Genomic DNA, 26,341 nt, shown 5'->3' on the forward strand with positions numbered 1-26,341 from the left:
CTCCAGGGATGTGCGCGAGCGGGTTGGTCACCGGTTCCGGTGCAGCAGGCCGCTCATGGTGATGCGGTCGCCGCGGAAGCGGATGAACTCCAGGTCGACCGGGCGGCCGTCCGCGAGGTGGGTGAGGCGTTCCAGCATGAGGACGGCGGCACCGCGCGGAGCCTCGAGCACGGAGGCCGAGTGGCCGTCCGCGCTCACCGCTTCCAGGGTGATCTCGGCATGGCCGAGGCGCCGGCCGGTGACGGCTTCCAGGAGGCGGAAGACGTCGGTGTTCTCCAGGTCGGCGCCGAGCAGCTCGGTGCCGATGTCGAGGGGGATGTAGGTGAGGTCGAGCGACAGGGGCAGTCCGCCGAGCCTGCGCAGGCGTTCGATGTAGAGGACGTCGGTGCCGGGCGCCAGCCGGAGGCGGTCGGCGACCGGCGCGGGTGCCGGGGTGGGGCCCATGGTGCGGACCTCGTTGGTGACGCGGCCGTGTTCGCGGAGGGTCTCCGCGAGGCCCATCAGGCGGTCGAGGCCGTGGGGGTACTTGTGGGCCACGACCACCGTGCCGACACCTGGCTGACGCTCCACGAGACCCTCGGCCCGCAGCAGGTCGAGAGCCTCGCGGACCGTGTTGCGGCTGGCGCCGTACTCGGTGGCGAGGGCCGACTCGTGGGGGAGGATCCCGTTCGGGAAGGCGCCGGTCAGCAGCAACCGCCTGAGCAAGTCGGCCAGTTGCCGTGCCCGGTCGGCGCGCAGCCGTCGCCGCGCGCGGTGGGCGGCGACGGTGGTCGCGGCTCCCTGTCCGGCGTGGTCTCGGATGCGGTCACTGGGCATGGCTCGGACCATACCTATCCGATAGGAAAAGTGGTGTTGCAGGAATGTTGCGCCACCGGCAATGTGACCTGTTCGACGAGTGAGCTGGTCTTTTGGCCGGTCCAGGACCAGATCCGCCACCGGCCGCCCGAACCCTGCCGCGCCGACAGCGGACCGCCTTCGAGCCGGTACGCGCCGACCATCGACCGTCTCCTGGCCGGTGCCGCGCCGACAACCGGCCGCCTTCGTGCCGGTGCCCCGCCGACGACCGGCCGGCTCTCGGCCGACGCCGCTCCGACAACTCGTCGCCCCTCGGCCGGGCCCCTCGGCCCGTGCTCTACGACAGTGCCGACAGGCCCGGCGCGAAGACGATCAGCAGGGGCAGCAGCGGTACGAGCGCGGCCGTCGTGGTGGTCAGGGCCCGGTGCCGGCGTCCCAGCCGGGGCGGCGGTTCCAGGAGCCGGTCGACCCGCTCGCCCAGCAGGCGGTTGCTGGAGGCGCAGGACAACACGCCCCGGTGCTGGTTGAGCTCGATCAGGGCCAGGGCCGTGGTCAGGTGGCCGCAGCGACGGGAGGCCGTGTCGTCGGCGGCGAGTTCGACCAGGCGCTGGGTCTGGTCGCAGAAGTGGGTGAACAGCGGGACGCGGGGGAAGCCGGTGGCCAGGGCGGTGGACAGGTGCAGCAGCCAGTCGTGGCGGGCCCGGGCGTGGCCCCGCTCATGGGTGAGGACCGCGTCGAGCTGGTGGCCGGTGAGGCGGTGCAGGGCGCCCGTGGTGACGATCAGCTGGGACGGGTGGCCGGGCATCCACCAGGCGTCCGGGTACTCGTCCTCCAGGACCAGCAGCGGACCCCGCGCCGCGGGCAGGCCGGCCGGCAGGTCGGGGGCGCGCTCACGCAGATGGGCCCGGGCCTGGGCCCGGCGCCGGCGCGCCTCGACGAGTTCCCGTGCGAGCATCGCGGTCGTCCAGGCGGCGCCGCAGGCCAGCAGCAGGGTGAGGGCGGTGGCCCACGGCGGGGCGGCGGACAGGTCGTACGCGGCGGTCACCGCGGCCGGCGCCGGGGCGAAGAGCTGCGCGCGGACCGTGCCGAAGACGGCGGCGGCGCCCAGGGACAAGGCCGTCACGCACGCCAGCAGGACGGTGGCGACCAGGCATTGCCACACCCACAGCGCGACCACCGGTTCCCGCTCGGGCCAGGACGCCCTGGTCAGCGCACGGGGAACGGGTACGGCGGCCGTCACGGCGACGACGCTCAGCAGGAGCAGGCAGACGGTCATGGCCACGGGCTCCGGTTCCTCGTCACATGAGGGGCGGCTACGGGTCGTGCGGGGAGGGCGGCCGCCGTGCGCACCGGTGGCCACGACGAGCGTGGCGGACGTGCGGGCACACCGCCCCGCGCCCAGTATGACGGGCCGGGCGGTGTGCGTCAGGGGTCCGGACGGCAACACAGGGGATCAGGGTCCGGACGGCAACACAGGGGATCAGGGTCCGGACGGCAACACGGGAGATCACGGTCCGGACGGCAACACAGCAGATCGGGGACCGGACGGCGGCACCGGAGACGGGAGGGGAGGCCGTCGGCCGGCTCCCGGCCGGCCCGCGTCAGCCCTGGACCACCCGCCCCGTCACCTCACCGAGCCCCACCCGCACCCCGTCGGGTCCCGGGGCCCAGGCCGTAAGGGTCACCTCGTCGCCGTCCTCCAGGAACGTCCGCTTGCCGTCCGGGAGTTCGAGCGGGTCGCGGCCGTTCCAGGTCAGTTCCAGCAGGGAACCCCGCTCCCGTTCCGCGGGGCCGCTGACCGTGCCGGAGCCGTAGAGGTCGCCGGTGCGCAGGGAAGCGCCGTTGACGGTCATGTGGGCCAGCTGCTGGGCGGCCGTCCAGTACATGGTGGAGAAGGGCGGCTCGGAGATCACGTGGCCGTTGACGGCGACGCTGATCCGCAGGTCGTAGCCGCCGGGCTCCTCGTTGCTGTCGTCCAGGTACGGCAGCAGCTCGTGCGTCCGGGCCGGGGGCGCCACGAGGGCCTCCTCCAGGGCGTCCAGCGGAGTGATCCACGCCGACACCGACGTGGCGAAGGACTTGCCGAGGAACGGGCCGAGGGGCACGTACTCCCAGGCCTGGATGTCGCGCGCGGACCAGTCGTTGAGGAGGCACAGCCCGAACACGTGCTCGCGGAAGTCCCCGAGGGCCACCGGCGCGCCCATCCGGGAGGGCACGCCGACGACGAAGCCGACCTCGGCCTCGATGTCCAGGCGGACGGACGGGCCGAAGACGGGGGCGGCGTCGGTGGGGGCCTTGCGCTGCCCGGACGGCCGCGGGACCTCGGTGCCGGAGACGACGACCGTGCCGGAGCGGCCGTGGTAGCCGATGGGCAGGTGCTTCCAGTTGGGGGTGAGGGAGTCCTCGGCGTCGGGGCGGAAGATCTGCCCGACGTTGCGGGCGTGGTTCTCCGAGGCGTAGAAGTCCACGTAGTCCGCTACCTCGAACGGCAGGTGCAGGGTCACCGACGACAGCGGGTGCAGCAGCGGTGCGACGGTCTCCCGGTGGGACGGCACGGTCACCCAGGCCGTCAGCGCCCGGCGCACGTCGGACCAGGCCGTGCGGCCGGCGGCCAGCAGCGGGTTGAGGGTGGGCTGCGCGAGCAGGGAGGCGTAGGGCGAGCCGAGCGCGTGGGCCGCCGCGCCCGCGTCCAGCACGTGGTCCCCGAGCCGGACGCCCACGGTCCGGTGGGACGAGCCGGGCAGGGAGAACACGCCGTACGGCAGGTTGTGCGGGCCGAAGGGGTCGCCCTCGGGGACGTCGAAGGGGGGCATCGGGTGCTGCCTCGCTTTCGGGTGGGCCATGTCGTCGCCACGTATTCGTGGTCGTGCCACACGTTACGGGTGACACACCCGTCCTGGGCAGAGTCCGAGGAGCGGGATAGGGACGAACGGGGCAGGTGGGCCCGGGTGGGACCGGCCTGGGCGACTCCGGCGCGCCGGACGGGACGCCGCATTCGTACGTGCCGGAAGTTATCCACAGGACGCGACGCAATCTTGACGGAGCGGTGCGAACGGGGCGACTCTGGGCGGGTGCCGGAAGGCCTCGGGGAGGGGGCTTTCCCACGGCACCACTGGGGGGCGGATGGCCATAGGGGAGGCCGGTCCGGGTTCGGTGCGGCGTGGTGCACAGCCGAAGCGGCTGGAAGAGACCATGGGCACCCGGCTCGGCCGGGAATGTGTGTACGTACCGTCGTGCCGTTTCGGGCTGTATGTGGCGCTGCGCCACTGGTGCCCGCCCGGCGGACGCGTGCTGATGTCGCCGGTCAACGACGACGTGATCTTCTTCGTCGTGCTCGCGGCCGGACTGCGCCCGGTGCAGGCGCCGTTGAACCCGCTCGACGCCTCCATCGACATCGACGCCGTGCCGGACGAGGTGTGGAGCTCGGTGTCGGCCGTGCTCACGACGAACCTGTACGGGAACCCGGACCCGGCGCCGAGCCTGAGACAGAAGTGCGACGCTCTGGGCATCCCGCTGTTCGAGGACGGGGCGCACGCGATCGGCAGCCGAGTCGGGGACCGGCCGGTGGGGGCGTGGGGCGAGGCCTCCGTGTTCAGCCTGTCCAAGCACGTCGGGGCGAAGGCCGGAGGCATGCTCTCGCTCGCCGACCCCGGCCTGCGGGAGGCGGTCGAGAAGACCTGCGAGGGACTGCTCGCGCCACGCCGGGCCAGTGCCGAACTCGCCTACCTGGTCCGGCCGTACGCGGAAGCGGCGGTGCGCGGGCTGCGGCTGCGGCGTGCCGCCTGGGCGGCGGTACGGCTGCTCGGGCTGGCGGACCGCGAGGAGATCCGCATGCCGCTGCGCCCGGACGAACTCGCCCGCGCCGCAGGCGAGGCACCCGGCCTCGACGCCCACCACCCGTGGGTGCGCGTCGACATGCACGACTACCGCCTGGAGTCCGGCCGGCTTCGGCTGCGCCGCATCGGGCACAGGCTCGACCGACTGGACGAGGTCCTGGGCGCCTGCCGTGCGGGCACGGAACTGCTGCTGTCCACGCCCTGGGCCAAGCCGCGCGACGGCCACGGGACGCAGCCGCTGTTCCGGGTCCCCTTGTTCGTGGCCGACCGGGACGCGGCGATCGCGGCGCTGGCACGGCAGGGCGTCGTCGTCGGCTACCTCTACGACCCGCCGCTGGACGACTACGCCGGTGCGCGGTTCACCGACCCCTCACCGGCCCCCGAGACGGCGCGCTGGTTCGCGCGGCACGCCCTGCCCGTGGACCCGCTGCGGGCACGGACCGTCGTCGAGGTGCTGGAGCGGTCCGGGGCGCAACCCGTCAGCGCGCCCGGAGAACTGCCCGGGAACGAAACGGCACCGGGAGGGCTGGGACGGTCCCGTGGCTGAGATCCAGGTGCACGAGCCCACCGCCGCGCGCACCGACGGCGGCGGGCCGAAGCCCGCCGACGGCGACCACACCCACGACTCGCTGTTCAAGAACGCCTACTTCCTCATGCTCAGCACCGGCGTCTCCGCCGTACTGGGCCTGGGGTTCTGGCTGGTGGCCGCCCGCTACTACACGGAGGAGGCCGTCGGCCAGGGCTCCGCCGCGATCGCCGCGATGCGGCTGCTCGCCAGCATCACGGCGACGACGATGATCGGCGCCGTCGTCCGCTTCGTCCCGCGCGCGGGACGGGAGACCGGCCGGCTGGTGTGGGGCACGTACGTGGCCAGTTCGCTGGTCGTGGCGCTCGCCGCCGCCGTCTTCCTGCTCACGCTCGACGCCTGGGGAGCGTCCTACGCCCCCCTGGGAACGCCTTTGGCGGGGGCGGTGTTCGTCGCGGCGTGCGTGGCCTGGGCGCTGCTCACCCTCCAGGACGGGGTGCTCACCGGGCTGCGCAAGGCGGAGTGGGTGCCCGCCGGCAACGCGGTGTTCTCGGTCGGCAAGCTGGTCCTCCTGGGCGTCTTCGCCGGCACGCTGCCCGTCCTCGGCATCTTCGTCTCCTGGGCGGTGGCGATCGCCTTCTCCACCCTGCCGCTGGGCTGGCTGATCTTCCGCCGGCTCATCCCGCGCCAGGCGGAGGACGACCGCGACAAAGAGCCCCCGAAGATCCGGGACATGGGCCGCTTCCTCGCCGGGGACTCGCTGGGCGCGCTGTTCAGCCTGGCGATGATCAACCTGCTGCCGGTGATGGTCGCGGTCCGCTTCAGCGCCGCCGAGAACGGCTATTTCTACGTGGCCTACACCGTCGGCGGCACGATGGAGTTCATGGCCATCAACATGGCCTCGTCGCTCACCGCGCACGCCTCGCACGACCCGCGCAGGCTCGCCGACGGCGTCCGGGGCGCCCTGCGGCGCATGACGCTGCTGCTGGTCCCGGTCGTGGCGGTGCTGGTCGTCTTCGCCCCGCAGATCCTCACGCCGTTCAGCCCCGACTACGCCGAGCACGGCTCGACCGTGCTGCGGCTGCTGGCGCTCGGCGCCCTGCCACGGGTCGTGGTGGAGCTGTACATCGGCGTGCTGCGCGTCCAGGGGCGCACCGGTGTGCTGGCCGCGCTCCAAGGGGCCATGTGCGCCCTGGTCCTGGGGAGCGCTGCCGTGCTGTTCACCCCGTCGGGGATCGCGGGCGCCGGCTGGGCGGTGCTGCTGAGCATGACGCTGATCGCCGTGGTCTCCATGGCCGGACTGCGCGCGGCCCTGCGCCCCGGGGAGAGCACTCCCGCCGTCCGTACGGCCGCCACCGACACCGCCTACGGCACCCGCTGGGCGAAACTCAACGCCACCGCCGGATACGGCACGACCTGGGCCCGCCGGGCCGCCTACCAGCCCAAGGACGGCGACCAGGACACTGTCACGCTGTTCATCGGACGCCCCGGCTACGAGCGCGAGGCACTGCAGGCGGACACCCTGGCGCTGATCGTGCGGCCGGACGGACCGGCCGGGGAGCCATCGCCCCGTGAGCCCGGGGAACCGGACCCGCAGCCGTGGGAGCGCCGGCTGAGGGGCGCCCTGTGGAGCCTGCTCGGGGTCGCCGTCGTCTTCTTCTGCGCTCCGCTGCGGGACCTGCCGTGGCTCGGCCGGGCATCCGAAGCTGCCCTGAGCGGGCGTCAGCTGCTGGCGGGCCTGCCCCTGCCGTCCCTCACCGCGGGCGGCCTGCTGCTCGTGGTGTTCGTCGCCGCCGTCACGCTGAGCACCCGGCGCGACCCGTGGTTGCCCGGCACGGCACTGGGCGCCGTCCTGTGCGCCCTGTACGCCGCCCCGGTCGCCCTCGGACGGGAACCGCGGCCAGTGGAAGGGGCGTTGTACGAGAAGACGGCCGGCTTCCTGGCGGACGCGGTGGGGCTCGAGGGGCCCGAGCCGTTGCTGCGCTGGGTGCCGCCGGTCTGCCAGTTGCTCTGCCTCGTCCCACTGGGACTGCTGCTCGCGAGCGCGGGCCGCAATCTGACGTGGCCGGGGCGCTGGGGGGTTCTGTATCTCGTCGCGGTCGGCGGCTGGGTGTGGCGCGATGCGCTCGCACCCCTCGCGCCACCCCTGCTCGTCGCCCTCCTGCTGCTCCTGCCCCTGCACCGCGCCGCATCGGCGTGGGCTCGCTCCCGCACCACAGCCCCGACAGGTCCGACAGCCAACCGAACGGCCGGCGCATTACCGAACGGCCGGCCCCGCCACTGATCACACCCGAAGCCGAGACCGACCCGGGCCCGGGCCCGGACAGAGCCGACAGAGCCGAGCACAGCCGAAGAGAGCAACCGCCAGGGGGGAACCACCGTGCGTCCGCCAGCCACACCGAAGGAGAGATCCACGCCGGAACCGACACCCCCACGGGACGGCTCGAACACCCATGGCAGCGGCCCGGAGACGGCCAGCCAGTCCTCCAGTCCCTCCACTTCGGACTCGTCGAGCCCCGCCCATGAGCCCGTGACGGATCTGTCCGACCTGACCCCCGCCTGGTCCGGGCGCAGCGCACTGACCGGGCGCCGCGCTCTGGCCGGGCCCGCCGCTTTCCTGCTCGTCGCGCTCGCGCTCTGGGCGTACGCCGTGCGGCACACCGACGTCTCGCGGCTCGACGACTACGGGCTGCTCAGCGCGCTGCACCCGGCCTTCTGGGCGGGGCTGGCGGTGCTCACCACCGGCTTCTGGTTCACCGTCCGCGACCCGCGCCGCCCGGGCGCCTGGCCGGCGGCGTACGTGCTGGGCCTGCTGGTGATGGAGCGGGCCACGCAGGCCGTGCTCTACCCGACCCCGCTGTACGCCTGGGCATGGAAGCACGAAGCGGTCATCGACCACCTGCTGACGGCCGGCGGACTTCAGACGGCCGACCAGGTCGGCGACATGGCGGTGTACGACCAGTGGCCGGGCTTCTTCGCCGCCCAGGCCGCCCTGCAACGGCTGCTGGGCGTGGACTCGGCGGCGATGTTCATGGCCTGGTGGCCCCTGGTCTCCAGTCTGATGCTGCTGCTCCCGCTGCTGCTGATCTACCGCACCTTCACCGAGGACCGGCGGCTGATCTGGACCGCTGTCTGGCTCTTCTACGTCGCCAACTGGGTGGGGCAGGACTACTTCTCCCCCCAGTCCGTGGCGTACGCCCTGCACGTGGGGGTGCTCGCGGTGGTCCTGCGCCGCTTCGGCCGGTCCGCCGTGCGGCGCGGACAGCCTCGGCAGGCGGTGTGGACGGTGGTGCTCACCGTCATGGTCGTGGCGATCGTCATCTCCCACCAGCTCACGCCGGGCATGCTGGTCGTCTGCCTGCTCGCCCTGTGCCTGGGCCGCCGCTACCGCGACTGGGTCCCGGTGGTGACGACCGTCGTGATCTTCCTGGCGTGGTGCCTCACGGCCGCGCTGCCCTTCCTGTCCGCGGCGATGCCGGACATGATCCGCTCCATCGGAGACGTCGGCGCCAACGTCGAGACGGGGTACGGAGCAACCCCGACCGGCACCGGAGCCGTCGCGACCTCCTGGGCGGCCCGGCTGCTGTCCGGATCCGTGCTGCTGCTCGCGGCCGTCGGCGTGTGGCGCCAGCGCGTGCTGCGCCACCGCGCACGGCCCTTGCTGCTGATCGCGGCGGCCCCGCTGCCGATGTTCGCGGCGAGCAGCTACGGCAGCGAGATGATCTTCCGGGTGCTGCTGTTCATGCTGCCCGGCGCCGCCTTCTTCGCAGCGGCGGCGCTGCTGCCCGAGGTCCGCACCCTGGCCGCCGACGCCGCCGCGCAGGAAGCCGGCAGACGGCAGCCCGCCGACCCCGCCGAGCGCCGCCGGTGGGGCATCGGCACCTGGGTGCCGCTGGCCGCGCTGCTCGGCACCACCCTGGCGTTCGTCCCCGCCTACTCGGGCAAGGACCGGATCAACTACTTCCCACCGCAGGAAGTGGCCCTCGTACGGCAGCTCTTCGACCAGGCGCCCGACGGCTCACTGGTCGTGGCCGCCAACCGCAACTACCCGGACGCGTACGCCTCCTACTGGCGAGTCGACCACTACTGGTTCCTTGACGACGGCCGCAGCCACGTCGACCGGATCGTCAGGAGCCCCGCCGCCACCCTCGCGCGCGACATGGCCGGAGTGGAGCGGCCCGGCCGGGCCTACTTCCTGCTCACCCAGGGGCAGTTGGCCAACTCGGAGATGAACGGACAGCTCGACAGGGCCCAACTGAGCCGCATTCAGAAGTCCGTCGCGGCATCGCCGCGGTTCCGGCTCGTGGCGGAGAACGGCGCCGGATGGCTCTACGTGCTGAAGCAGTCAGGGGGAGCGGAGCGATGACACCACAGGAACTCGTGGTCCGGATGCTGCCCCCGTTCGGCGGCTGGCTGGCGCTCGCCACGCTCGCCCTGCCCGGCGGGTCGCCGCTGCGGGGCACCGCGGTCGTGCTGTTCCTGGCGGCGGGACCGGGCGCCGCCATGGTCAGAGTCTGCGCCCCCGCCCTGGGGGCGCGGCCCGCCGAGGGGCCCGTGGAGCGCCGGGACCCGGACTTCGCGCGCCACTCCGACCTGCTGGAGCGGCTCATGCTGACGCTGTTCCTGAGCATCGGCGCCGTGATGCTCGTCGCGACCGTGCTGATCGCCACGCACACCTTCAGCGCGCAGCGGGTGCTGCTGACGCTGACGCTGCTGACCACACTCGCCGCGTTCTGTCCGCCGCTGCGCGCCTCCCCGCGGCCGAGGACGACACCCAGGACACCGAAGGGTTCCACTCAGTGAGGTTCAACCGTCCCCACCGTCCCTCTCGTCGCACGCCGCACGAAACCGGAGGCCGGCACCGCACGAAGCCGCACGAGGAGGATCCGCGCCAGGTCCGCGCGGCCGCCGGCCCGTTGGCATCGAGCCGGCGCCGACTGCTGTTCACGTCGGCCACGGTCGTCAGCGCGGTCCTGGTCGCCGTACTCGCCCTGAGGAACGCCTCCGGACCGCAGGAGCAGGGAGCGGCCGGTGCCGGGGCGGACTGCCGCCCGACGGCTCTTCTGGAGCCGCCCTGCGGCGCCTGGTTCGGGGCGTTCGTGCCGCACGAGCGCGACGACCTGCCGGAGAAGGTGCGCGCCTACGAGGAGCGGGTGGGCCGCGAGCTGGACATCGTGTACACGTACCACGACATGTCCCTGCCCTCGGGCGCCCGCCGGGAGGGGCAGCTGCTCACCCCGGAGGAGCGGCGCGTCGGCGAGGATCACCTGCTGCTGCTCTCCTGGGAGAGCAAGTGGTGGGGCGGCACCGAGCGGCAGCAGCCGACCTGGAAGCAGATAGCGGCCGGCGAGCTGGACGACCGGGTGATCGACGTCCAGGCCCGGCGCGTCAAGGACTACGGCAAGAAGGTGTTCCTCTCCTTCGACCTGGAGATGGACACCCGCACCCCCCAGAGCGGCACGCCCGCCGACTACGTGAAGGCCTACCGGCACATCCACGACCGGTTCCGCGCCCTGGGCGTGGACAACGTGGTGTGGACGTGGATCACCACCGGCTACCTCGACCACGCCGACGAGATCAGGGAGATGTACCCGGGCGACGACTACGTCGACTGGATCGGCTACAACCAGTACAACTACTACCGCTGTCACGACGCGGGCTGGCTCTCCTTTGCGCAGACGCAGCACGCCACACACGACTGGATCCGCGCGAACATCTCCGACGGCAAGCCGCTGATGCTCTCCGAGTTCGGCACCGCCGCGGACGGGAACCGCCCCGAGCGGCAGGCCGAGTGGTACGCGCAGGTGCCCGGCGTGCTGAAGGGCTTGGACGGCGTCAAGGCCGCCCTCCAGTGGAACTACCGCGACCCCGGGCCGCACTGCAACCTGGCACTCGCGAACGACGCGGCCTGGGACAGCCTCCGCAAGGCCGTCTCCGACCCCTACCTCAACCAGCCGCTGCGGTAGCCCCGGCCAGGGGTCACCCCGCGAACTCGGGCCCGTGCACGACCGCGCGGGCCCGCCGGTACCACCGCCACGCGATCGTCTTCGGCCCGTCGCGGTACGGCGCCACCCGCGCGCCCGTCCCGGCCAGCCAGTTCTCCACGTCGGCGACGGTGTGGGTGCGACGCACGATGAGCCGGGCGATGCGGTACCGCTCGTCGCGGTCGGAGCTGAGCGCGTGCCGCACGGCGGTCGCCGTCTCGTAGCCGGCCCGCGCGGACATGGCCCGTACCCGGGGGCTGTTGTAGCCGTGCGGGTAGGCGAGATGCCGGATCTCGTGCCCGAGGGCGTCCTCCAGCACGGCCTTGGACGTGCGCAGTTCGTACGCCAGGGCCTTGGCGGACAGGGTGTCGAGCTGCGCGTGCGTCACGGTGTGGCTGCCGATCTCCATGCCGGAACGTTCCAGCTCCGCCGCGCCGGCCAGGCTCATCATCGGCGCGGGCGGCAGCAGACTGCGGCCGCCCGGGGCGATGGCGCCGGTGGTCAGATAGGCGGTGGCGGGCAGCGCGCGTTCGGCCAGGGCCTCGGCGGTGGGGCCGGGCAGATCGGCGAAACCGTCGTCGAAGGTGAGCAGCACGGGCCGGGGCGGCAGCGCTGCCCGCCCGGCCAGGTGATCGGCGATCGCGCTGATCGTGACGGGCGTGCGCCCGCTGCGGACCACGGCGTCGAGATGCGCGGCGAACTGCTTCGGCGTGACCGTGAACTCGGCGATCCAGTCCGGCGGATCGTCCATCACACAGTGGTAGAGGAAGACGGGGACGGCGGGAGAGTCACCGGCCCGCGGCGGGGACGCCGGCACCTCGCCCTCCTGCGCACCCCGCTCCGCCCGGCCTTCGCCGTCCGTCCTCATCTCGCCCCCCGGGCCGTCTGCTCACGGGCGTTCGCGCGCAGTACCCGCCGCGCCTTCAGATAGCCGACCGGCCCGTACAGCATCCCCCTGCGCTGCAACCGTGACAGCCGCCGCGGCCACGGGTGCGTGCGCGCGTCGTGATCGCCGGGCGTGCCGGTGCCGGCCGCCCCGTCCGTCGCGCGCACCGCCGTCAGCGTGCGGGCGTGGGCGAGCCCGCGGGGCAGCCGCGCGAGGAACGCGGGCAGCAGCGCGGGCCGGTTCACGAGCACCGCGGTGAGGTAGGCGGTCAGCCCGGCGCCGTAGCCGTAGGCCTGGGTCTCCAGGTCCCGCCAGGTCTCCCGGTGGTGGTGCCACACCAGCGCGTACGGCGTGTAGCGCAGCCGGTGGCCCTGCGCCAGGGTCCGCACGAAGCCGTAGAGGTCGTCACCGCCCCGGGCCGCCGTCCCGGCCCCGGTGGCCGGGTCGAAACCGCCGACGGAACGCAGCACCGCCGTACGGAACGCCATGTTCGCGCCCGAGCCGAACCGCCCGGCCGTGAAGGGGAACAGCGGCTCGTCGCCCGGAGGGTGCGCCGGGTCGTACGTCCTTGGAGTGAAGCCCTTGGCGAAGCCGCCGTGGCTCTCCAGCAGCACCTGGGCCGGGGTGGTCAGCCGCGCGGGCAGGATCAGCCCGGTGCTGCACCCGAGTCCGGGGTCGGCGGCGAAGGGCGCGGTCAGCTCGGTCAGCCAGTGCGGATCGGCGACCACGTCGTCGTCGGTGAAGGCGACGACCTCGCCGCCGACGGCGTCCAGTCCGGCGTTGTGGGCGGCTGCGAGCCCCGGAACGGGCTCACAGACGTACCGCACGTGCTCGGCGTACTTCCGCTCGACGAGCTCGCGCGTCTCATCCGTGACGGGCGCGTTGTCGACGACGACTATCTCGAACCGCGGATGGTCCTGCGCCAGCAGCGAGTCCAGCGCCCGGGCCAGCTGCCCGGCCCGCTCCCGGGTCGCGACGACGACGGTCGTGAACGGCGGCTCCCCGGGTCCGCCGAAGACGGCCGGCCCGCACTCCGCCCGCGCCCGCTCCGCCAGCACGGCCTTCGGATCCGCCCCCTCCGGCACCCGCCCAAGCAGTGTGCCTACGGGCCGGCCGCCTCTCCTGACCAGCACGAACACCTCTCCGTGCGTCACGGGCGGACTCCCCGGCCCGGGTCTGAGCACCGCCTCGTCACCGTCGAGGTCCAGCTCGGCGACCTGCACCGCCCCGATGTCCCTGAACCGCCGGATCTCCTCCTGCGCACGCACCGAACGGGCCATGCGCCCACCCCCCTCGTGTGTCAGGTACGGCGCAGCCGAGCCGCGCCCTTCAGCGTCCGCGCGGCCAGCGACGCGAGCTGCGGCCTGCTGCGGACGAAACTGTGCGCACGGCGCGCCGGTTCGCGGCTGAGCCAGTGCAGTGCCGCGCCCACCCCCGGCCGGGTCACCGCACCCTCGTACACGGGCAGTTCGCCCGTCTTCAGCGCGTCCTTGTACTCGGCGGCGCCCCGCCCCAGGTCGAGCGTGCCGATGCCGGCGGCGGCCGCCGCCTCGGCCATCCGCAGGTGCAGCACCAGCCCCGGTGAGAACTTCGCGAACTCCGGGTCGTACGCGGGGAACCAGCAGGCCAGCACGGAGGCCGAACGCAACCCGAAGTGCGCGGCGACGGGCCGCTCACCGGCGTACAGCACGGACAGCGTGCCGCTGCACTCCGCGGCCCGGGTCCGGGCCAGCCGCCCGACGAGCCGGGTGATCCACTCCTGGGCGAACCGGTCCCGGCGGCCGGTCCTGCGGTACTGCGCGGACTTCCACTCCATGAGCGTGCGCAGCGCGGCCGGGTCGCGTTCGTCGAACACGAACCGCAGCTCACCGGCCTGCCGGCCCAGCCTGCGCTCCTTGGCCAGCGTGGTCTTAAGGAACTTGGGCGACTGCGCGCGCAGCACCGACTCGTACGTCTCGTAGCCCTTCTCCACGTCGATGACGTAGGTGGCGTACTCCTCGGCCGCGTACCGGACGAACAGCCGCTGCTCGGCCTCCAGATTGTCGAAGGCGAAGCTCGACAGCGAGCAGGCCTTCAGCAGTTCACCCGTCCCGACGTCCAGGCCCGGCCGCAGGATCGCGCCCTGCGCGTCCGAGACGCCCAGTCCGATCGCCCGGCCCTGCCCCAACGGGCCCCGCTCATACGGCAGGAAACCGGCCGGTTCCGTCCCCTCGTACACCACCGCGATCCGGGCCCCCGGCCTGACCAGGCCGACGGCTTCGGTGAACTCCGGCTCCATGAAGGGGTTGCGCGGTGCCTCCGAGGCGGCGCGCAGTGCCCGCCAGCGCTCCCTCTCCCCTTCGCCGAGCTCCCCGGGCCCGGCCACGCGAATGCGCCCACTGCTCAACCCGACCCCCCGATCAAGTCCCCCCTGGACACATGGAAGGTACCGCTCGATGCGGCCCCACGGGTAGGTAGCGGAGCATGTTGTTGCCAATCGGTGCAGAGGCCTTCAACCGGGCAATCGGCGTCCACCGAGCGATGAAACGAAGGCCCGCACTGTCCGTATTCTCTGATCATGGCCGCACCCATCGCATATTCACTCATCGCCACCGACCTGGACGGGACGCTGCTGCGCGGCGACGACACCCTGTCCGACCGGTCCCTAGCCGTGCTCGCGCGGGTGGCGGACGCCGGTGCCCAGCACCTCGTGGTGACGGGCCGGCCGGCGCCGAGAGTGCGGCCGCTCCTGGACGACCTCGGCTGCACGGGGCTCGCGGTGTGCGGGCAGGGCGCGCAGGTGTACGACGCCGGCGCGGACCGGCTGCTGTGGTCCATCACCCTGGACCGGGAGCTGGCGGAGACCGCCCTCGGCAAGATCGAGGCCGAGGTGGGGCAGGTGTACGCGGCGGTCGACCAGGACGGGGTCGACGGGCTCACGCTGATCGAGCCGGGCTATCTGATGCCGCACCCGACGCTGCCCGCGGTCCGGGTCGACCGGCGCGCGGATCTGTGGGGCGAGCCCATCAGCAAGGTGCTGCTGCGGCACCCCTACCTGACGGACGACGAGTTGGCGGCGACCGCGCGCTCGGTGGTCGGCTCACTGGCCACGGTGACGATGTCGGGGCCCGGCACGGTCGAGCTCCAGCCGTGCGGGATCACCAAGGCGACCGGCCTGGCGCTGGCCGCCGAGCATCTGGGGCTGCGGCCGGCCGACACCATCGCCTTCGGTGACATGCCCAACGACATCCCGATGTTCGACTGGGCCGGCCACGGCGTCGCGATGGCCAACGCCCATCCCGAACTCAAGGCCGTGGCCGACGAGGTCACCCTGTCGAACGAGGACGACGGCATCGCCGTCGTCCTCGAGCGACTGCTGGGCGGGGCGGCTCAGTACGGGCCGTTGACGTTGTCGATCGAGCCGTAGCGGTCGGCCGCGTAGTTGCAGGCCGCCGTGATGTTGGCGACCGGGTCGTACGGGTCGAAGGAGGTGCCGGGCACGTGGTAGGCGGCGAACGTCGGGTCGATCACCTGGAGCAGGCCCTTGGACGGGGTGCCCGCGGCGGCGTTGGAGTCCCAGTTGTTGATCGCCTGGGGGTTGCCGGACGACTCGCGCATGATGTTGCGGTGGATGCCGTCGTAGGAGCCCGGGATCCCCTGCTGCGCCATGATGTCCAGCGACTCGCGGATCCACCCGTCGAGGCTGTTCGCGTAGGTCTTCGCGGACGCCTGGGTGGCCTGGGCGACACCGCCGGCGGGCTTCGCGGCCGGCTTGGCGGCGGACGACTTGGTCGCCGTCTCCTTCGGGGCGTCCACCGCCTTCGCGGTCTTCACCTTCAGCTTCAGACCCGGGTGGATCAGCTTCGGGTTGTCGCCGACGGCGGTGCGGTTGTCCTCGTAGAGCCGCTTCCAGCCGCCCGAGATGTCGTACTTGTCGGCGATGCGGGCGAGCGAGTCGCCCTTGACCACGGTGTACGTGCGGGACTTGGCGGGCTGGGCCGCCTGCTTCACGGACTGCGCGGCGGGGGCGCTCTGGGGCTCGGCGGCGCTCGCGTGCGCGGCCCCGAGGAGCGGGAGGGTGAGGGCGGCTCCACCGGTACCGACGGCGACGATGCCTCGGGTCAGCGGGTTGGTTCTGGGGCGACGGTGCTTGCCTCGTCCGGCCATGGCGATGTTCCTCTCCGGCGCCTGCGAGGTGAGCTGTCGGGTTCGGGCCGGGAGGTGCCCGGCCGTGTACGGCGCTGTGTGCCGTACACGGCTTCACCCCGAGCCGTGCCGCTGTGCGGACCGGCGACTTACCTGGGTCCCCCGCTCCTGCCACGCGTGAGTGAGTCGGTTCCTGTGGGGAGTCCGGGCGGCGGCAGGATTAGGCGTCCGCCGGACAGGGCCGGAACGTATGCGAGAGCACATGTCGGGAACAAGCACCTCAATCACATATCGCGTGGTTGACCTTGGTCGGGGGAGTTTGGGGCGCTTGATCCTTTGCGGGAGCCAAGGCTCAACTGGCTTTCGCGGAACGGCGGTACGGGTCGGCGCCGAGAAGGGAGGGAGTGGGGGGAGAAGTGATTGACCTCACTGATCACAAGCCGGAAGGGCAATTTCCACCAAGGGGAATTCACCGACTCATCACGGCAAATCGTGCATAGTTCACTACCCCTGGGTAAGTCGATAAATATCTGTTCTTATAGGTTGATCGAAAACATAGCGGTCGTGATCGGATACCACCCGGCCTGTAACCCTGGGCGCTGGCGGTGATCGAAACGTGACCGGATACGCTGACTGGAGTGAGAGCGGCGACCTATCGACAACCCGCGTAATCACCGGCAGACACAGCAGACAGGAGACCCCTCGTGACCGACGTCGGGCCGTTCGGGCTGAGCGTGCGGGACCAGGATCTGGAAGCCGACGTCCAGGCCGGGTTGGCGGCTGTCGAGGAAGGCTTGCTCGAGGCCACCAAGAGTGAGGTGCCCTTCATCACGGAGGCCGCCCAGCACCTGGTGCGGGCCGGCGGCAAGCGGTTCCGCCCGCTGCTCGTGATGCTCTCCGCCCAGTTCGGCGACCGCCACGCGCCCGGGATCGTGCCGTCGGCCGTCGTCGTGGAGCTGACCCACCTCGCCACGCTGTACCACGACGACGTCATGGACGAGGCCGCCGTGCGCCGCGGCGTCCCGAGCGCCAACACCCGCTGGGGCAACTCCGTCGCGGTCCTCACCGGCGACTTCCTCTTCGCCCGCGCCTCGCACATCCTGGCCGACCTCGGCCCGGAGGCCGTGCGGGTGCAGGCCGAGGCGTTCGAGCGCCTGGTGACCGGCCAGATCCTGGAGACGGCCGGACCGCAGGACGGCCGGGACCCCGTCGAGCACTACCTGGACGTGCTGGGCGGCAAGACCGGTTCGCTGATCGCCGTGGCGTGCCGGTTCGGCGCGATGATGTCCGGCGCCGACGACACCGTCGTGGACGTGCTGACCCAGTACGGCGAGCGGCTCGGCGTCGCCTTCCAGCTCGCGGACGACGTCCTCGACATCGCGTCCGACTCCCACGAGTCCGGCAAGACCCCCGGCACCGACCTGCGCGAGGGCATCCCCACCCTGCCGGTGCTCCTGCTGCGGGAGCGCGCGGCCCGGCTCGGGCTCGCCGAGGACATCGCCCTGTGCGAGTTGCTCGACTCCGACCTCACCGACGACGACCGGCACACCGAGGCCCTGCGTCTGCTGCGTGCCCACCCGGCCCTGGAACAGGCCCGGCGGGACACCGTCCGCTATGCCCAGGACGCCCGTTCGGCGCTGGCACCGCTGCCGGAGTGCACCGCGAAGACGGCCCTCCAGGAGCTGTGCGACGCGGTGGTGCACCGGGCCGGCTAGCACGTCGTTCCCGTACGACCCCTACGGGTCGGGGGAGAAGTCGCCCCTCCGTGTCATACCCCAGCAGTACGCGCAGTTGAGTCCGGGGTCTGACGTATCTCCCTGGCCGATTTGGTCAGATGGATGCACGGAACAACACCACTCCTCACCTGTTCGGGTGAGAATGGCGGCTCAGGGACGAGTGCGTGGACGACACGGACAGCCGCCGCCGACCACGGAGGTAGGGCTCACATGGCACCGTACGCATCCGACGACAGCACGACCGCCGGGGAGGTCGACGAGCAGCGCTCCGGGCGGCGCAAGGCCGCGCGCTACATCGTCCCGGTCACGGTGGTGGGGGTGGCGGCCGCGACGATCGGGCTGGTGCCCGCCCTCGCCGACTCCGGCGACCCCGACCTCCCGAAGATCACCGCACAGCAGCTCGTCGAGAAGATCGCGAAGTCGGACGTCCAGCAGCTGTCCGGCACGGTGAAGATCAGCACGGACCTCGGCCTGCCGAACCTCGGCGGCCTGGAGTCCGGCCTGCTGGCCGGCGCCGCGGGCCAGGGCGGGGACGGCTCCTCCGCCGACCCGTCGGCCAAGCTCACCGAACTGGCCTCCGGCACGCACACCCTGCGCGTCGCCGTGGACGGCCCGGACAGGCAGAAGCTGTCGCTGCTGGAGAACGCCGCCGAGTACAGCGTCATCCACAACGGCAAGGACGTCTGGGGTTACGACAGCAAGTCCAACGAGGTCTACCACGGCACCTCCGCGGAGAGCCCGGAGCACGGCAGGGACCAGCAGCCGCCGGCCACGCCGAAGGACTTCGCCGAGGAGGCCCTGAAGGCGGTCGACGACACGACCTCCGTGACCGTGGACGGCACCGCCCAGGTCGCCGGCCGGGACGCCTACAAGCTGGTCGTCCAGCCGAAGCAGTCCGGCTCGACGGTCGGCGCGATCACCGTGGCCGTCGACGCGAAGACCGGCATGCCGCTGAAGTTCACGCTGACCCCGGCCAGTGGCGGCGCCGCCGTCGTCGACGTCGGTTTCACGAAGGTCGACTTCGCCCGGCCGGCCGCCTCGACCTTCGACTTCACCCCGCCCAAGGGGGCGAAGGTCACCGAGGAGGAGGACGCCCGCAAGGACGCCTTCAACGGCGCGAACAAGGGCGAAAGCAAGGGCCTCGGCGAGGACTTCGGCAAGGGCGGGGCGAAGGACCACTCCCCCAGGGCCGGCGAGGACATGGGCAAGGGCCTCGGCGGCCCCGACGGGATGAAGACCATCGGTGAGGGGTGGAACGCCATCGCCACCTTCGACACCGGCGGCGAGGGCGTGCCCTCGGGCGAGGCCCAAGGCCAGTTCGGCGGCTTCCTCGATTCGCTCGGCGACAAGGTCCACGGCAAGTTCGGCTCGGGCACGGTCTTCTCGACCCGCCTGGTCAACGCCCTCGTCACCGACGACGGCAAGGTCTACGCGGGCCTGGTCACCAAGGACGCGCTCGTGAAGGCGGCCGACGCCGGCAAGTGAGCCCCGTAGGCGTACGGGAGTTCAAGAGGACGAGGAAGCCGATGGGCGAGGTGCCCGCCACGGAACCGGAACAGGGTGGGGCCCGGGCCGGGACCGGTGACGAACCGGTCATCGCCACCCGCGCGCTCACCAAGCGCTACCGCGGCGGACAGCTCGCCGTCGACGGTCTCGACCTGACCGTCTCGGCGGGCAGCGTCTTCGGCTTCCTCGGGCCCAACGGCTCCGGCAAGACCACCACCATCCGCATGCTGATGGGTCTCATCGAACCCACCTCCGGCACGGCCCGGGTCCTGGGACAGCCCATGCCCCGGGCCACCCGCGCGGTGCTGCCGCACGTCGGCGCCCTCATCGAGGGCCCGGCCCTCTACGGCTTCCTCTCCGGCCGCGACAACCTCGCCCGCTACGACAGCGCCGACCCGGCCGCCGATCCGCGCACCCGGCGCGCCCGGGTCGCCGCCGCCCTGGACCGGGTGGGCCTGACGGCCGCCGCGGGCAAGAAGGCCAGGGCCTACTCGCTGGGCATGAAACAGCGGCTGGGACTCGCGGCCGCGCTGCTCCAGCCGCGTCGGCTGCTCGTCCTCGACGAGCCGACCAACGGCCTCGACCCGCAGGGCATGCGGGAGATCCGCACCCTCGTACGGGAACTGGCCTCGGACGGCACGACCGTCTTCCTCTCCTCCCACCTCCTCGACGAGATCGAGCAGGTCTGCACGCACGCGGCCGTGATGACGCAAGGCCGGTTGATCACGCAGGGCCCGGTCGCCGAGCTGTCCGCCGGGGTGCGCGGCCGGCTGGCCGTGACCACGCCGGACGCGGCGGAGGCGGCCCGGGTGCTGAAGGAGCAGGGCGTGGGTGACGTCGTCGTCACCGGTGACCGGGTGACCGGCGAACCACCGGACCGCGACCTCGCCGAGGTGAACGCGGCGCTGGTGACGGCCGGGGTCCGGGTGCGCGGGTTCACGGTCGAACGGGCCTCGCTGGAGGACGCGTTCGTGGCACTGACGGGGGAGGGCTTCGATGTCGCGGGCTGAGCCGAGCGCCCCTCAGGGGCGCGGGGAACCGCGCGACCGGCCACCTGCGGCCGGCACTCGCCGGACGGCCTTCCGTGCCACCCTGCTCCGCAACGAGCTGCTCACCACGTTCCGCCGCTGGCGCACCCTGGCCCTGCTCGCGGTGTTGGCGGCCGTCCCCGTCCTCGTGGGCATCGCGGTGAGGATCGAGACCGGCGACGGCTCCCCGGCGGGCCCCGGAGGCGGGGGCGGGGGACCGGCCTTCATCTCGCAGATCACCAACAACGGCCTGTTCCTCGTCTTCACCGCCCTGGCCGCCACCCTGCCGTTCTTCCTGCCCATGGCGGTCGGGGTCGTCGCGGGCGACGCGATCGCCGGGGAGGCCGGTTCCGGCACGCTCCGTTACCTCCTGGTCGCCCCGGCCGGCCGCAGCCGCCTGCTGCTCACCAAGTACGCGACGGTCGTCGTCTTCTGCCTGGCCGCCACGCTCGTGGTGGCCGTGTCCGCGCTGACGGTGGGCGCGCTGCTCTTCCCGCTCGGGGACCTGACGACCATCTCCGGCACGCGGATCGGATTCGCCGAGGGCCTGGGCAGGGCCCTGCTGATCGCCCTGGCCGTCGCCGCCTCCCTGGTCGGTGTCGCCGCGCTCGGCCTGTTCGTCTCGACGCTGACGGGCAGCGGCATCGCGGCGATGGCGACGACGGTCGGCCTGCTGATCACGGTCCAGATCCTCGACCAGATCCCGCAGCTGTACGCCCTCCAGCCCTACCTCTTCTCCCACTACTGGCTGTCCTTCGCCGACCTCATGCGCGAGCCGGTCTGCTGGGACGACCTGACGAGGAACCTCGGCCTGCAGGCCCTGTACGCGGCGGTGTTCGGGTCGGCGGCGTGGGCGCGCTTCACGTCGAAGGACATCACCGCCTAGATGTGCTGTCCAGGCGCTCAGTCCTCGTACAGGAACCTGGCCGGGGGTGCCTCCTGCGCGAAGAAGGTCTTGGCGCGGGTCAGGGCCGCGTCGTCGGTCAGCACGTCACCGGGCTTGCTGCCGTTGCCGAGCAGCACCCCGCCGAAGCGCATCCCCATGTACGCCGCCGAGTTGTGCAGCGTCCCGACGAGCGGGCCGGCGACCACCTCCTGCGGGTGCGCGAGGGCGGTGACGCCCCACAGGGTGCGGCCGGCCAGGGTCGCCTTGAAGTCCAGGCCCGGCGTGCGCAGCCAGCCCGACCAGTAGTCGAGGTAGCGCTTGGTCTGCGCGGAGACCGAGTACCAGTACAGGGGCGAGACGATCACGATGTCCGTCGCCGCGAGCGTGGCGTCGAGCAGCCGGGCCACGTTGCCCTCGGTCGGGCGGACGTGGTCGCTGTCGTGGCGCAGGTCCTCGAAGTCCGGCACCGGAACCGCCGTGAGATCGAGCCACTCCTGCTCGACGTCCGGGGGCAGTTGTTCGGCGGCCCGGCGGGCCAGCAACTCGGAGTTGCCCTCGGCGCGAGCGCTGCCCAGGACGAAAAGGAAACGGCGGGTCATGGGTGCCCCTCAAAATCGGCGTACGTCAATTACACGCGTGTGCATCATATGCGCACGCAAGTAAATGCGCCAGGGGTGCCCGCAGGCGCCGGGGACGCCCGTCGTCGCAAGGGGTGCCCGTCAGCTCCGGACTGTTCCGTCAGTGCCCGTCAGCTGCGCTCCGCCCTCCGTGCCACCGCCAGCAGCAGTGCCTCCCGCCCGTGCGCCGCGACCATCTGCAGTCCGGCCGGGCAGCCATCCGCGCCGAAACCCGCCGGCAGGCTCACCGCGGGGTGACCGCTGAGGTTGAACGCCCAGGTGAGAGAGGTGGAGTAACGGTCCCCGGGCCCCTCGTGCCCGTGCGGGGCGGTCGGTGCCGTCGGGGTCAGCAACAGCTCTGCTTCGCCGAAGACCGCGGCGAGGTGCCGGTCGTTCTCCGCCCGGAGACGCTCGGCCCCGGCCGGATCGGCGCCGGGGGTCCGCAGGGCGAGCCAAGCCGGCCCGGGGTCCGCCGGCCGCAACGGCACCCGCGGCCGTACGAGCCGTACGATCCCGGCCGCCACCAGCCGCTGAACGGCCGCCCACGCCAGCGCGACGGGCTCCGGGTCGGGTTCGGCGAATCCGAGGTCGGGGGACCAGACGGCGGTGACGGGCAGGGTGGCGTCCGGCTGCACCGGCTCCCCGGACACCACGGCCCACCACAGCCCGGCGTCCCCCGCCGAGCGGGCGAGCACCCCCGGAACGGCCAGCCCCGTACGGTCGCCCGACGGCAGCCGCCCACCGGACGGCTTCAGACCCAGCACCCCGCACCACGCCGCCGGGATCCGCACCGAACCGGCTCCGTCGCTGCCCGTCGCCAGCGGCACCAGCCCGGCCGCCACGGCTGCCGCCGCCCCGGCCGACGAACCGCCCGGCGTACGGTCGGACCGCCACGGATTGACGGTCCGTCCCCGGGCCCCGAGCCCCCACGTCTGCCAGGGCGTTCCCGGCCCGGGCACGGACGTGGCCCCCACGGCCACACAGCCGGCCGCGAGCAGCGGCTGCGCCGCGCGCAGCCCGTGCCGCCCCTTCACCGCGATCGGCACACCCGCCAGCGGCAGGGACGGATCCGCGCCCCGCCGGTCGAGCCGCGTGTCGAGCTCACCCGCCCGCCGCAACGCCTCCTCGCCCCACACCTCGACGAACGCGCACAGGTGCGGATCGGCCCGCTCGACGCGGGCCAGGGCCGCCGCCACCGCGTCCGTCGCGCGCAGTTCCCGGGCGCGGACGGCCGCCGCGATCTCCCCCGCCGACATGGGCACGGCCGGCAGGGTCAGAGCCGTCAGCGTGCCGCTCCCGTCAACCTGGCCAGATGCTCCGTCTCACGCGGCGGCCGGCCCGGCTCCCCGAGCCGCCAGGACGGCACCCACGGCACGCGGTACACGTCGATCACCGACTCCAGGGCTCTGACCCGCTGGGCGAGCGGGCGCGGCAGCCGGCCCGGGGCGTCCGCCACGAGGACGACGGCGTCCAGGTCGAGCCCCGGCGGGGCCTGGCCGCGCCGGAAGAGCTCCACCGCACCGGCGACCGTGTCGAGCCCCGCCGCGTGGGTGCGCGCGACCAGCAGCACCGACGGGGGATGGCCGGGCCCGGGCCAGGAACGGCCGCTGTCATGGCCGCCGTAGACCGCGGCGAGGGTGGAGACGCCCGCGCCGCCGTGCGTGCCGACCCAGGAGAAGCGCCGCGCCGCGGCATGGGCGTGCGCGGGCTCCGGTGGCCCCGGCTCCGGGGTGGCCACCGGGCCGCGCAGCCAGATCTCGGGTCCCTGTCGCATGCCTGTGTGCATGCCCCTCTCCTCCCTCGTACGCCTGCTCCTCATGCCCTTCCCGGCGACCGTGCCGGGGCCGACGGCCCTTGGGACGAGCCTGTGACACCGTGGTGACGTGAGAAACGGCGGCGAGCGGACACACTCGACAGTAGGTGTACGACGCCCAGTGAGGGGACGATGTCGCGACTCAGCCGCGAGAAGAAGCGGGAACAGAAGCAGGCCGCGCACGCGGCGACCCCGGCGGCGCCGATCGACGTCCATGTCCCCGGGGCCGGCACGGACGTCGGCGGGGGAGCGGGCGGGGTGTCCGACGGGGCCTCCGTCGGAGGGGTCCCGGTCTTCGCCGCCCCCGGTGAGGAGATCCAGCGGGCCGTCCTGAACCGCCTCCACCACATCGCCCTCGCCACCGGCCATCCCGTCCTCGCGACGATCCGCGACGAGCGCATCGGCTACGTCGTCCCGCTCCAGGTCGACCCGGACGGCTCCAGCCACTTCACGTCCGAGCCGATCGCCACGCCCCCACTCCGGCAGCAGCACCCCCGGGACCGCGAGGCCGCGTCCGCGCAGGGGCCGCAGCAGGCCCGACTGACCGACACGGCGACCGCGCAAGGCCCGCAGCAGCCCCGAGTAGTAGCCGAGGTCGCGTCCGCCCAGGGGCCGCGGCAGGCCCGAGTGACCGACACGGCGAGTGCGCAGGGGCCGCAGCAGGTTCACGGCGCCGACATCGCGGCGCCGCCGTCCGAGCCGCCTCACCCGGCGGGCGACCGGGCCACGCACGTGCTGCGTCCCGTGCCCGAGCCCGGCCACGGCTCCGCCCCGACGTTCCGGTTGCGGCCCGTGCCCGAGCCGCAGCCGGCCGCCGAACCCGTACCGACCTTCGAACTGCGGGCCGTACCGGAGTCGGCGCAACCGGCGCCGCAGGACGCGCCTCCGGCCCCGGACGCGGCGACGCCGCCCGGCACGGTCGCTCCGCCCACCGGCGCCTTCGGTCCGCCCCCGCCCATGGACGCCAAGCCGCTCCCGGTCCCCGAGGCCCGGTCGGCGCCGCGTCCCGCGCCGGTCCCGGAAGACGTCCTGATCGCCGCCGACCCCGACCCCAAGCCCACCCCGCCCCGGGGCTTCGACGCCGTCGCGGAGGCCGTGCTCGGGGACGAACCCCTCACCGCCCCGGGCGGGTCCGACGCGCCCGCGCTCCTCGCGGAGCCGGTCGGACGGATCAACGAGGCGGTGAAGGAGGGCAGGATCGAAGCGGCCGCCACTCTGGCGGAGCAGACCCTCGCGCAGGCGTCGGGGACGCTGGGACCGGAGCACCCTGAGGTGCTCCGGCTGGGCGAACTCACCGCGTACATCGCCTACTTGGCCGGTGACCCGCTCCGTGCCTTCCGGCTGTCGCTCGACCTGGCCGGTGCCCACCGGCGCGCAGGTGACGCGGAGGCCGCCTACGGAAACGTGGAGAGCGCGGCCACCGCCTGGCGCGCCGTACGCGAACCGGCGCTCGGGCTGGAGCTCGGGCGCGACCTGATCGGCCTGTGGACGGAACTCGCCGCCGAGGACGGCCCGGCCGCCGAGGAGGTCGAGCAACTGGAGTCGGCCCGGGCCCGCATGGGCCGACTCACCGAACGCGCCCGCAAGCAGTAGCCGCGGGGCGGGGGGCTACTCCGACAGCCCCCACACCGCGTACGCGAGGGCGTCGCTGTTGCGGTTCAGGGCGGTGTCGTTGATGTTGGCCGTCGTGTCGCAGGAGGAGTGGTAGCAGCGGTCGAACGACTGCCCGGCCGTACCGCCCCACTTGGTCGCCTGCGCCGCCGTCTTCGTCCGGCTCGCCCCGGTGAACAGTCCGCCCACCGGCACACCCGCGCTCTTGAAGGGCGCGTGGTCGGAGCGGCCGTCGCCCTCGGTCTCGATCTCGGTCGGGACACCGATGCCGGCGAAGTAGTCCTTGAAGGTCTTCTCGATCGCCGGGTCGTCGTCGTAGACGAAGTAGCCGGGGTTCGGGGAGCCGATCATGTCGAAGTTCAGATAGGCGCTGATCCTCGAACGGTCGCCGGTGGCCAGCCGGTTGACGTAGTAGCGGGAACCGACCATGCCCAGCTCCTCCGCTCCCCACCAGGCGAACCGCAGGTGCTTGGTGGGCTTGTACTGCGCCCGGGACACGGCCAGGGCGGTCTCCAGGACGGCGGCGGAGCCCGAGCCGTTGTCGTTGATGCCCGGCCCGGAGGTGACGCTGTCGAGGTGCGAGCCGGCCATCACGACCCGGTTCGCGTCGCCGCCCGGCCAGTCGGCGACGAGGTTGTAGCCGGTGCGGCTGGAGGCGGTGAACTGCTGGATCGTGGTGGTGTATCCGGCCGCGTCCAGCTTGGCCTTGATGTAGTCGAGGGAGGCCTTGTAGCCGGCCCGCCCGTGTGCCCGGTTGCCGCCGTTGGCGGTGGCTATGGACTGCAGCTGGGACAGGTGGGTCTTGACGTTCGCCACGGGAATGTCCGGGGCGGCGGCGGATCTCGAAGGAGCGGATGATGCGGCGTCCGCCACGGCACCGCCGGTCAGGAGCATGGCGGTTGCCATGCCGCCCGCGGCGACGGCGCGCGCGGAAACGGAGAGCTTCATGTGGGGGCTCCGGATTCCGTCGGGAGGCCCGTGGGGTGTCCACG

General features: G+C 72.9%; 22 protein-coding genes and 1 riboswitch. Of the genes, 11 read left to right on the forward strand and 11 right to left on the reverse strand.

The annotated features are described in order from the left end of the window. Positions 1–27: 27 nt before the first annotated feature. From ACIQU3_RS00820 to fahA, 3 genes are all read right to left on the reverse strand, one after another. A complete protein-coding gene (locus ACIQU3_RS00820; RefSeq protein ID WP_403724140.1) occupies positions 28–816 on the reverse strand; it encodes a GntR family transcriptional regulator in 789 nt (262 codons plus the stop codon). Between the two features lie 316 nt (positions 817–1,132). After that, positions 1,133–2,071, reverse strand: coding sequence for a M56 family metallopeptidase (locus ACIQU3_RS00825; RefSeq protein ID WP_403725557.1), 939 nt, complete (start codon positions 2,069–2,071; stop codon positions 1,133–1,135). 325 nt (positions 2,072–2,396) lie between these two features. Then, positions 2,397–3,608, reverse strand: a complete 1,212-nt coding sequence (gene fahA, locus ACIQU3_RS00830; protein WP_403724143.1) for a fumarylacetoacetase — start codon at positions 3,606–3,608, stop codon at positions 2,397–2,399. A 310-nt stretch (positions 3,609–3,918) separates the two neighbouring features. Here fahA and ACIQU3_RS00835 point away from each other — a divergent pair, with 310 nt between their 5' ends. The 5 genes from ACIQU3_RS00835 to ACIQU3_RS00855 all read left to right on the forward strand — a co-directional run bounded on the left by ACIQU3_RS00835 (position 3,919) and on the right by ACIQU3_RS00855 (position 11,123). After that, a complete protein-coding gene (locus tag ACIQU3_RS00835) occupies positions 3,919–5,178 on the forward strand; it encodes a DegT/DnrJ/EryC1/StrS family aminotransferase (protein WP_403724147.1) in 1,260 nt (419 codons plus the stop codon). Continuing rightward, positions 5,171–7,441, forward strand: a complete 2,271-nt coding sequence (locus ACIQU3_RS00840) for a lipopolysaccharide biosynthesis protein (protein ID WP_403724150.1) — start codon at positions 5,171–5,173, stop codon at positions 7,439–7,441. The genes ACIQU3_RS00835 and ACIQU3_RS00840 overlap by 8 nt, the downstream gene beginning before the upstream one ends. A gap of 246 nt (positions 7,442–7,687) precedes the next feature. Then, positions 7,688–9,523 carry a glycosyltransferase gene (locus ACIQU3_RS00845; protein ID WP_403922946.1) on the forward strand — a complete coding sequence of 612 codons (1,836 nt, stop codon included), beginning with the start codon at positions 7,688–7,690 and terminating at the stop codon, positions 9,521–9,523. Next, positions 9,520–9,960, forward strand: coding sequence for a hypothetical protein (locus tag ACIQU3_RS00850; protein ID WP_403724154.1), 441 nt, complete (start codon positions 9,520–9,522; stop codon positions 9,958–9,960). Before ACIQU3_RS00845 ends, ACIQU3_RS00850 begins: the two co-directional genes overlap by 4 nt. Then, positions 9,957–11,123: a glycoside hydrolase family 26 protein gene (locus ACIQU3_RS00855; RefSeq protein WP_403922948.1), complete on the forward strand. Its 1,167-nt coding sequence runs from the start codon at positions 9,957–9,959 to the stop codon at positions 11,121–11,123. Before ACIQU3_RS00850 ends, ACIQU3_RS00855 begins: the two co-directional genes overlap by 4 nt. 13 nt (positions 11,124–11,136) lie before the next feature. On the opposite strand, the gene ACIQU3_RS00860 is transcribed toward ACIQU3_RS00855, so the two are convergent. From ACIQU3_RS00860 to ACIQU3_RS00870, 3 genes are all read right to left on the reverse strand, one after another. After that, positions 11,137–11,892, reverse strand: coding sequence for a polysaccharide deacetylase family protein (locus ACIQU3_RS00860; RefSeq protein ID WP_403725560.1), 756 nt, complete (start codon positions 11,890–11,892; stop codon positions 11,137–11,139). Positions 11,893–12,005: 113 nt separating this feature from the next. Continuing rightward, positions 12,006–13,307 (reverse strand): glycosyltransferase, encoded by a 1,302-nt coding sequence (locus ACIQU3_RS00865; RefSeq protein WP_403922950.1) that lies wholly within the window; start codon positions 13,305–13,307, stop codon positions 12,006–12,008. Positions 13,308–13,327: 20 nt separating this feature from the next. Continuing rightward, positions 13,328–14,413 carry a GNAT family N-acetyltransferase gene (locus ACIQU3_RS00870; protein WP_403724163.1) on the reverse strand — a complete coding sequence of 362 codons (1,086 nt, stop codon included), beginning with the start codon at positions 14,411–14,413 and terminating at the stop codon, positions 13,328–13,330. Between the two features lie 171 nt (positions 14,414–14,584). On the opposite strand from ACIQU3_RS00870, the gene ACIQU3_RS00875 reads away from it, so the two are divergent. After that, positions 14,585–15,433 carry an HAD family hydrolase gene (locus tag ACIQU3_RS00875; RefSeq protein WP_403724166.1) on the forward strand — a complete coding sequence of 283 codons (849 nt, stop codon included), beginning with the start codon at positions 14,585–14,587 and terminating at the stop codon, positions 15,431–15,433. Here the strand turns inward: ACIQU3_RS00875 and ACIQU3_RS00880 are convergent. Continuing rightward, positions 15,397–16,173 carry a transglycosylase SLT domain-containing protein gene (locus ACIQU3_RS00880; RefSeq protein WP_403724169.1) on the reverse strand — a complete coding sequence of 259 codons (777 nt, stop codon included), beginning with the start codon at positions 16,171–16,173 and terminating at the stop codon, positions 15,397–15,399. The two genes, ACIQU3_RS00875 and ACIQU3_RS00880, sit on opposite strands and share 37 nt — an antisense overlap. Positions 16,174–16,178: 5 nt before the next feature. Further along, positions 16,179–16,354: riboswitch (cyclic di-AMP (ydaO/yuaA leader) on the reverse strand. Positions 16,355–16,856: 502 nt separating this feature from the next. On the opposite strand from ACIQU3_RS00880, the gene ACIQU3_RS00885 reads away from it, so the two are divergent. From ACIQU3_RS00885 to ACIQU3_RS00900, 4 genes are all read left to right on the forward strand, one after another. Continuing rightward, the gene (locus ACIQU3_RS00885; RefSeq protein WP_403724172.1) at positions 16,857–17,867 is read left to right on the forward strand and encodes a polyprenyl synthetase family protein; all 1,011 of its coding nucleotides are present in this window, start codon (positions 16,857–16,859) and stop codon (positions 17,865–17,867) included. A 231-nt stretch (positions 17,868–18,098) separates the two neighbouring features. Further along, positions 18,099–19,373 (forward strand): outer membrane lipoprotein carrier protein LolA, encoded by a 1,275-nt coding sequence (locus tag ACIQU3_RS00890; RefSeq protein ID WP_403724174.1) that lies wholly within the window; start codon positions 18,099–18,101, stop codon positions 19,371–19,373. 41 nt (positions 19,374–19,414) lie between these two features. Next, positions 19,415–20,404, forward strand: a complete 990-nt coding sequence (locus ACIQU3_RS00895; RefSeq protein ID WP_403922952.1) for an ATP-binding cassette domain-containing protein — start codon at positions 19,415–19,417, stop codon at positions 20,402–20,404. After that, complete coding sequence (locus ACIQU3_RS00900; protein WP_403922954.1) at positions 20,391–21,308, forward strand: ABC transporter permease; 918 nt, start codon at positions 20,391–20,393, stop codon at positions 21,306–21,308. The genes ACIQU3_RS00895 and ACIQU3_RS00900 overlap by 14 nt, the downstream gene beginning before the upstream one ends. Before the next feature lie 17 nt (positions 21,309–21,325). On the opposite strand, the gene ACIQU3_RS00905 is transcribed toward ACIQU3_RS00900, so the two are convergent. From ACIQU3_RS00905 to ACIQU3_RS00915, 3 genes are all read right to left on the reverse strand, one after another. Beyond that, positions 21,326–21,907, reverse strand: coding sequence for a flavodoxin family protein (locus tag ACIQU3_RS00905; protein WP_403922956.1), 582 nt, complete (start codon positions 21,905–21,907; stop codon positions 21,326–21,328). 149 nt (positions 21,908–22,056) lie between these two features. Continuing rightward, positions 22,057–23,181: an amidase gene (locus ACIQU3_RS00910; protein WP_403725562.1), complete on the reverse strand. Its 1,125-nt coding sequence runs from the start codon at positions 23,179–23,181 to the stop codon at positions 22,057–22,059. A gap of 26 nt (positions 23,182–23,207) precedes the next feature. Beyond that, on the reverse strand, positions 23,208–23,711 hold the full coding sequence (locus tag ACIQU3_RS00915) for a DUF6668 family protein (protein ID WP_403724185.1): 504 nt from the start codon (positions 23,709–23,711) through the stop codon (positions 23,208–23,210). Positions 23,712–23,870: 159 nt separating this feature from the next. On the opposite strand from ACIQU3_RS00915, the gene ACIQU3_RS00920 reads away from it, so the two are divergent. Then, positions 23,871–25,331, forward strand: a complete 1,461-nt coding sequence (locus ACIQU3_RS00920; RefSeq protein WP_403922958.1) for a tetratricopeptide repeat protein — start codon at positions 23,871–23,873, stop codon at positions 25,329–25,331. A gap of 15 nt (positions 25,332–25,346) precedes the next feature. Here ACIQU3_RS00920 and ACIQU3_RS00925 read toward each other — a convergent pair whose 3' ends face one another. Next, on the reverse strand, positions 25,347–26,297 hold the full coding sequence (locus ACIQU3_RS00925; protein WP_403724192.1) for a M28 family metallopeptidase: 951 nt from the start codon (positions 26,295–26,297) through the stop codon (positions 25,347–25,349). Positions 26,298–26,341: the final 44 nt, after the last annotated feature.

Source organism: Streptomyces sp. NPDC101110, from assembly GCF_044759525.1.
Classification (GTDB): domain Bacteria; phylum Actinomycetota; class Actinomycetes; order Streptomycetales; family Streptomycetaceae; genus Streptomyces.

Bases quoted from the DNA above. Each gene is read 5' to 3' on its own strand.
- ACIQU3_RS00910 (WP_403725562.1), bottom strand. From the start codon at position 23,181: ATGTCGGCGGGGGAGATCGCGGCGGCCGTCCGCGCCCGGGAACTGCGC.
- ACIQU3_RS00915 (WP_403724185.1), bottom strand. From the start codon at position 23,711: ATGCACACAGGCATGCGACAGGGACCCGAGATCTGGCTGCGCGGCCCG.
- ACIQU3_RS00920 (WP_403922958.1), top strand. From the start codon at position 23,871: ATGTCGCGACTCAGCCGCGAGAAGAAGCGGGAACAGAAGCAGGCCGCG.
- ACIQU3_RS00875 (WP_403724166.1), top strand. From the start codon at position 14,585: ATGGCCGCACCCATCGCATATTCACTCATCGCCACCGACCTGGACGGG.
- ACIQU3_RS00860 (WP_403725560.1), bottom strand. From the start codon at position 11,892: ATGGACGATCCGCCGGACTGGATCGCCGAGTTCACGGTCACGCCGAAG.
- ACIQU3_RS00835 (WP_403724147.1), top strand. From the start codon at position 3,919: ATGGCCATAGGGGAGGCCGGTCCGGGTTCGGTGCGGCGTGGTGCACAG.
- fahA (WP_403724143.1), bottom strand. From the start codon at position 3,608: ATGCCCCCCTTCGACGTCCCCGAGGGCGACCCCTTCGGCCCGCACAAC.
- ACIQU3_RS00850 (WP_403724154.1), top strand. From the start codon at position 9,520: ATGACACCACAGGAACTCGTGGTCCGGATGCTGCCCCCGTTCGGCGGC.
- ACIQU3_RS00880 (WP_403724169.1), bottom strand. From the start codon at position 16,173: ATGGCCGGACGAGGCAAGCACCGTCGCCCCAGAACCAACCCGCTGACC.
- ACIQU3_RS00825 (WP_403725557.1), bottom strand. From the start codon at position 2,071: ATGACCGTCTGCCTGCTCCTGCTGAGCGTCGTCGCCGTGACGGCCGCC.
- ACIQU3_RS00820 (WP_403724140.1), bottom strand. From the start codon at position 816: ATGCCCAGTGACCGCATCCGAGACCACGCCGGACAGGGAGCCGCGACC.
- ACIQU3_RS00900 (WP_403922954.1), top strand. From the start codon at position 20,391: ATGTCGCGGGCTGAGCCGAGCGCCCCTCAGGGGCGCGGGGAACCGCGC.
- ACIQU3_RS00890 (WP_403724174.1), top strand. From the start codon at position 18,099: ATGGCACCGTACGCATCCGACGACAGCACGACCGCCGGGGAGGTCGAC.
- ACIQU3_RS00925 (WP_403724192.1), bottom strand. From the start codon at position 26,297: ATGAAGCTCTCCGTTTCCGCGCGCGCCGTCGCCGCGGGCGGCATGGCA.
- ACIQU3_RS00865 (WP_403922950.1), bottom strand. From the start codon at position 13,307: ATGGCCCGTTCGGTGCGTGCGCAGGAGGAGATCCGGCGGTTCAGGGAC.
- ACIQU3_RS00895 (WP_403922952.1), top strand. From the start codon at position 19,415: ATGGGCGAGGTGCCCGCCACGGAACCGGAACAGGGTGGGGCCCGGGCC.
- ACIQU3_RS00905 (WP_403922956.1), bottom strand. From the start codon at position 21,907: ATGACCCGCCGTTTCCTTTTCGTCCTGGGCAGCGCTCGCGCCGAGGGC.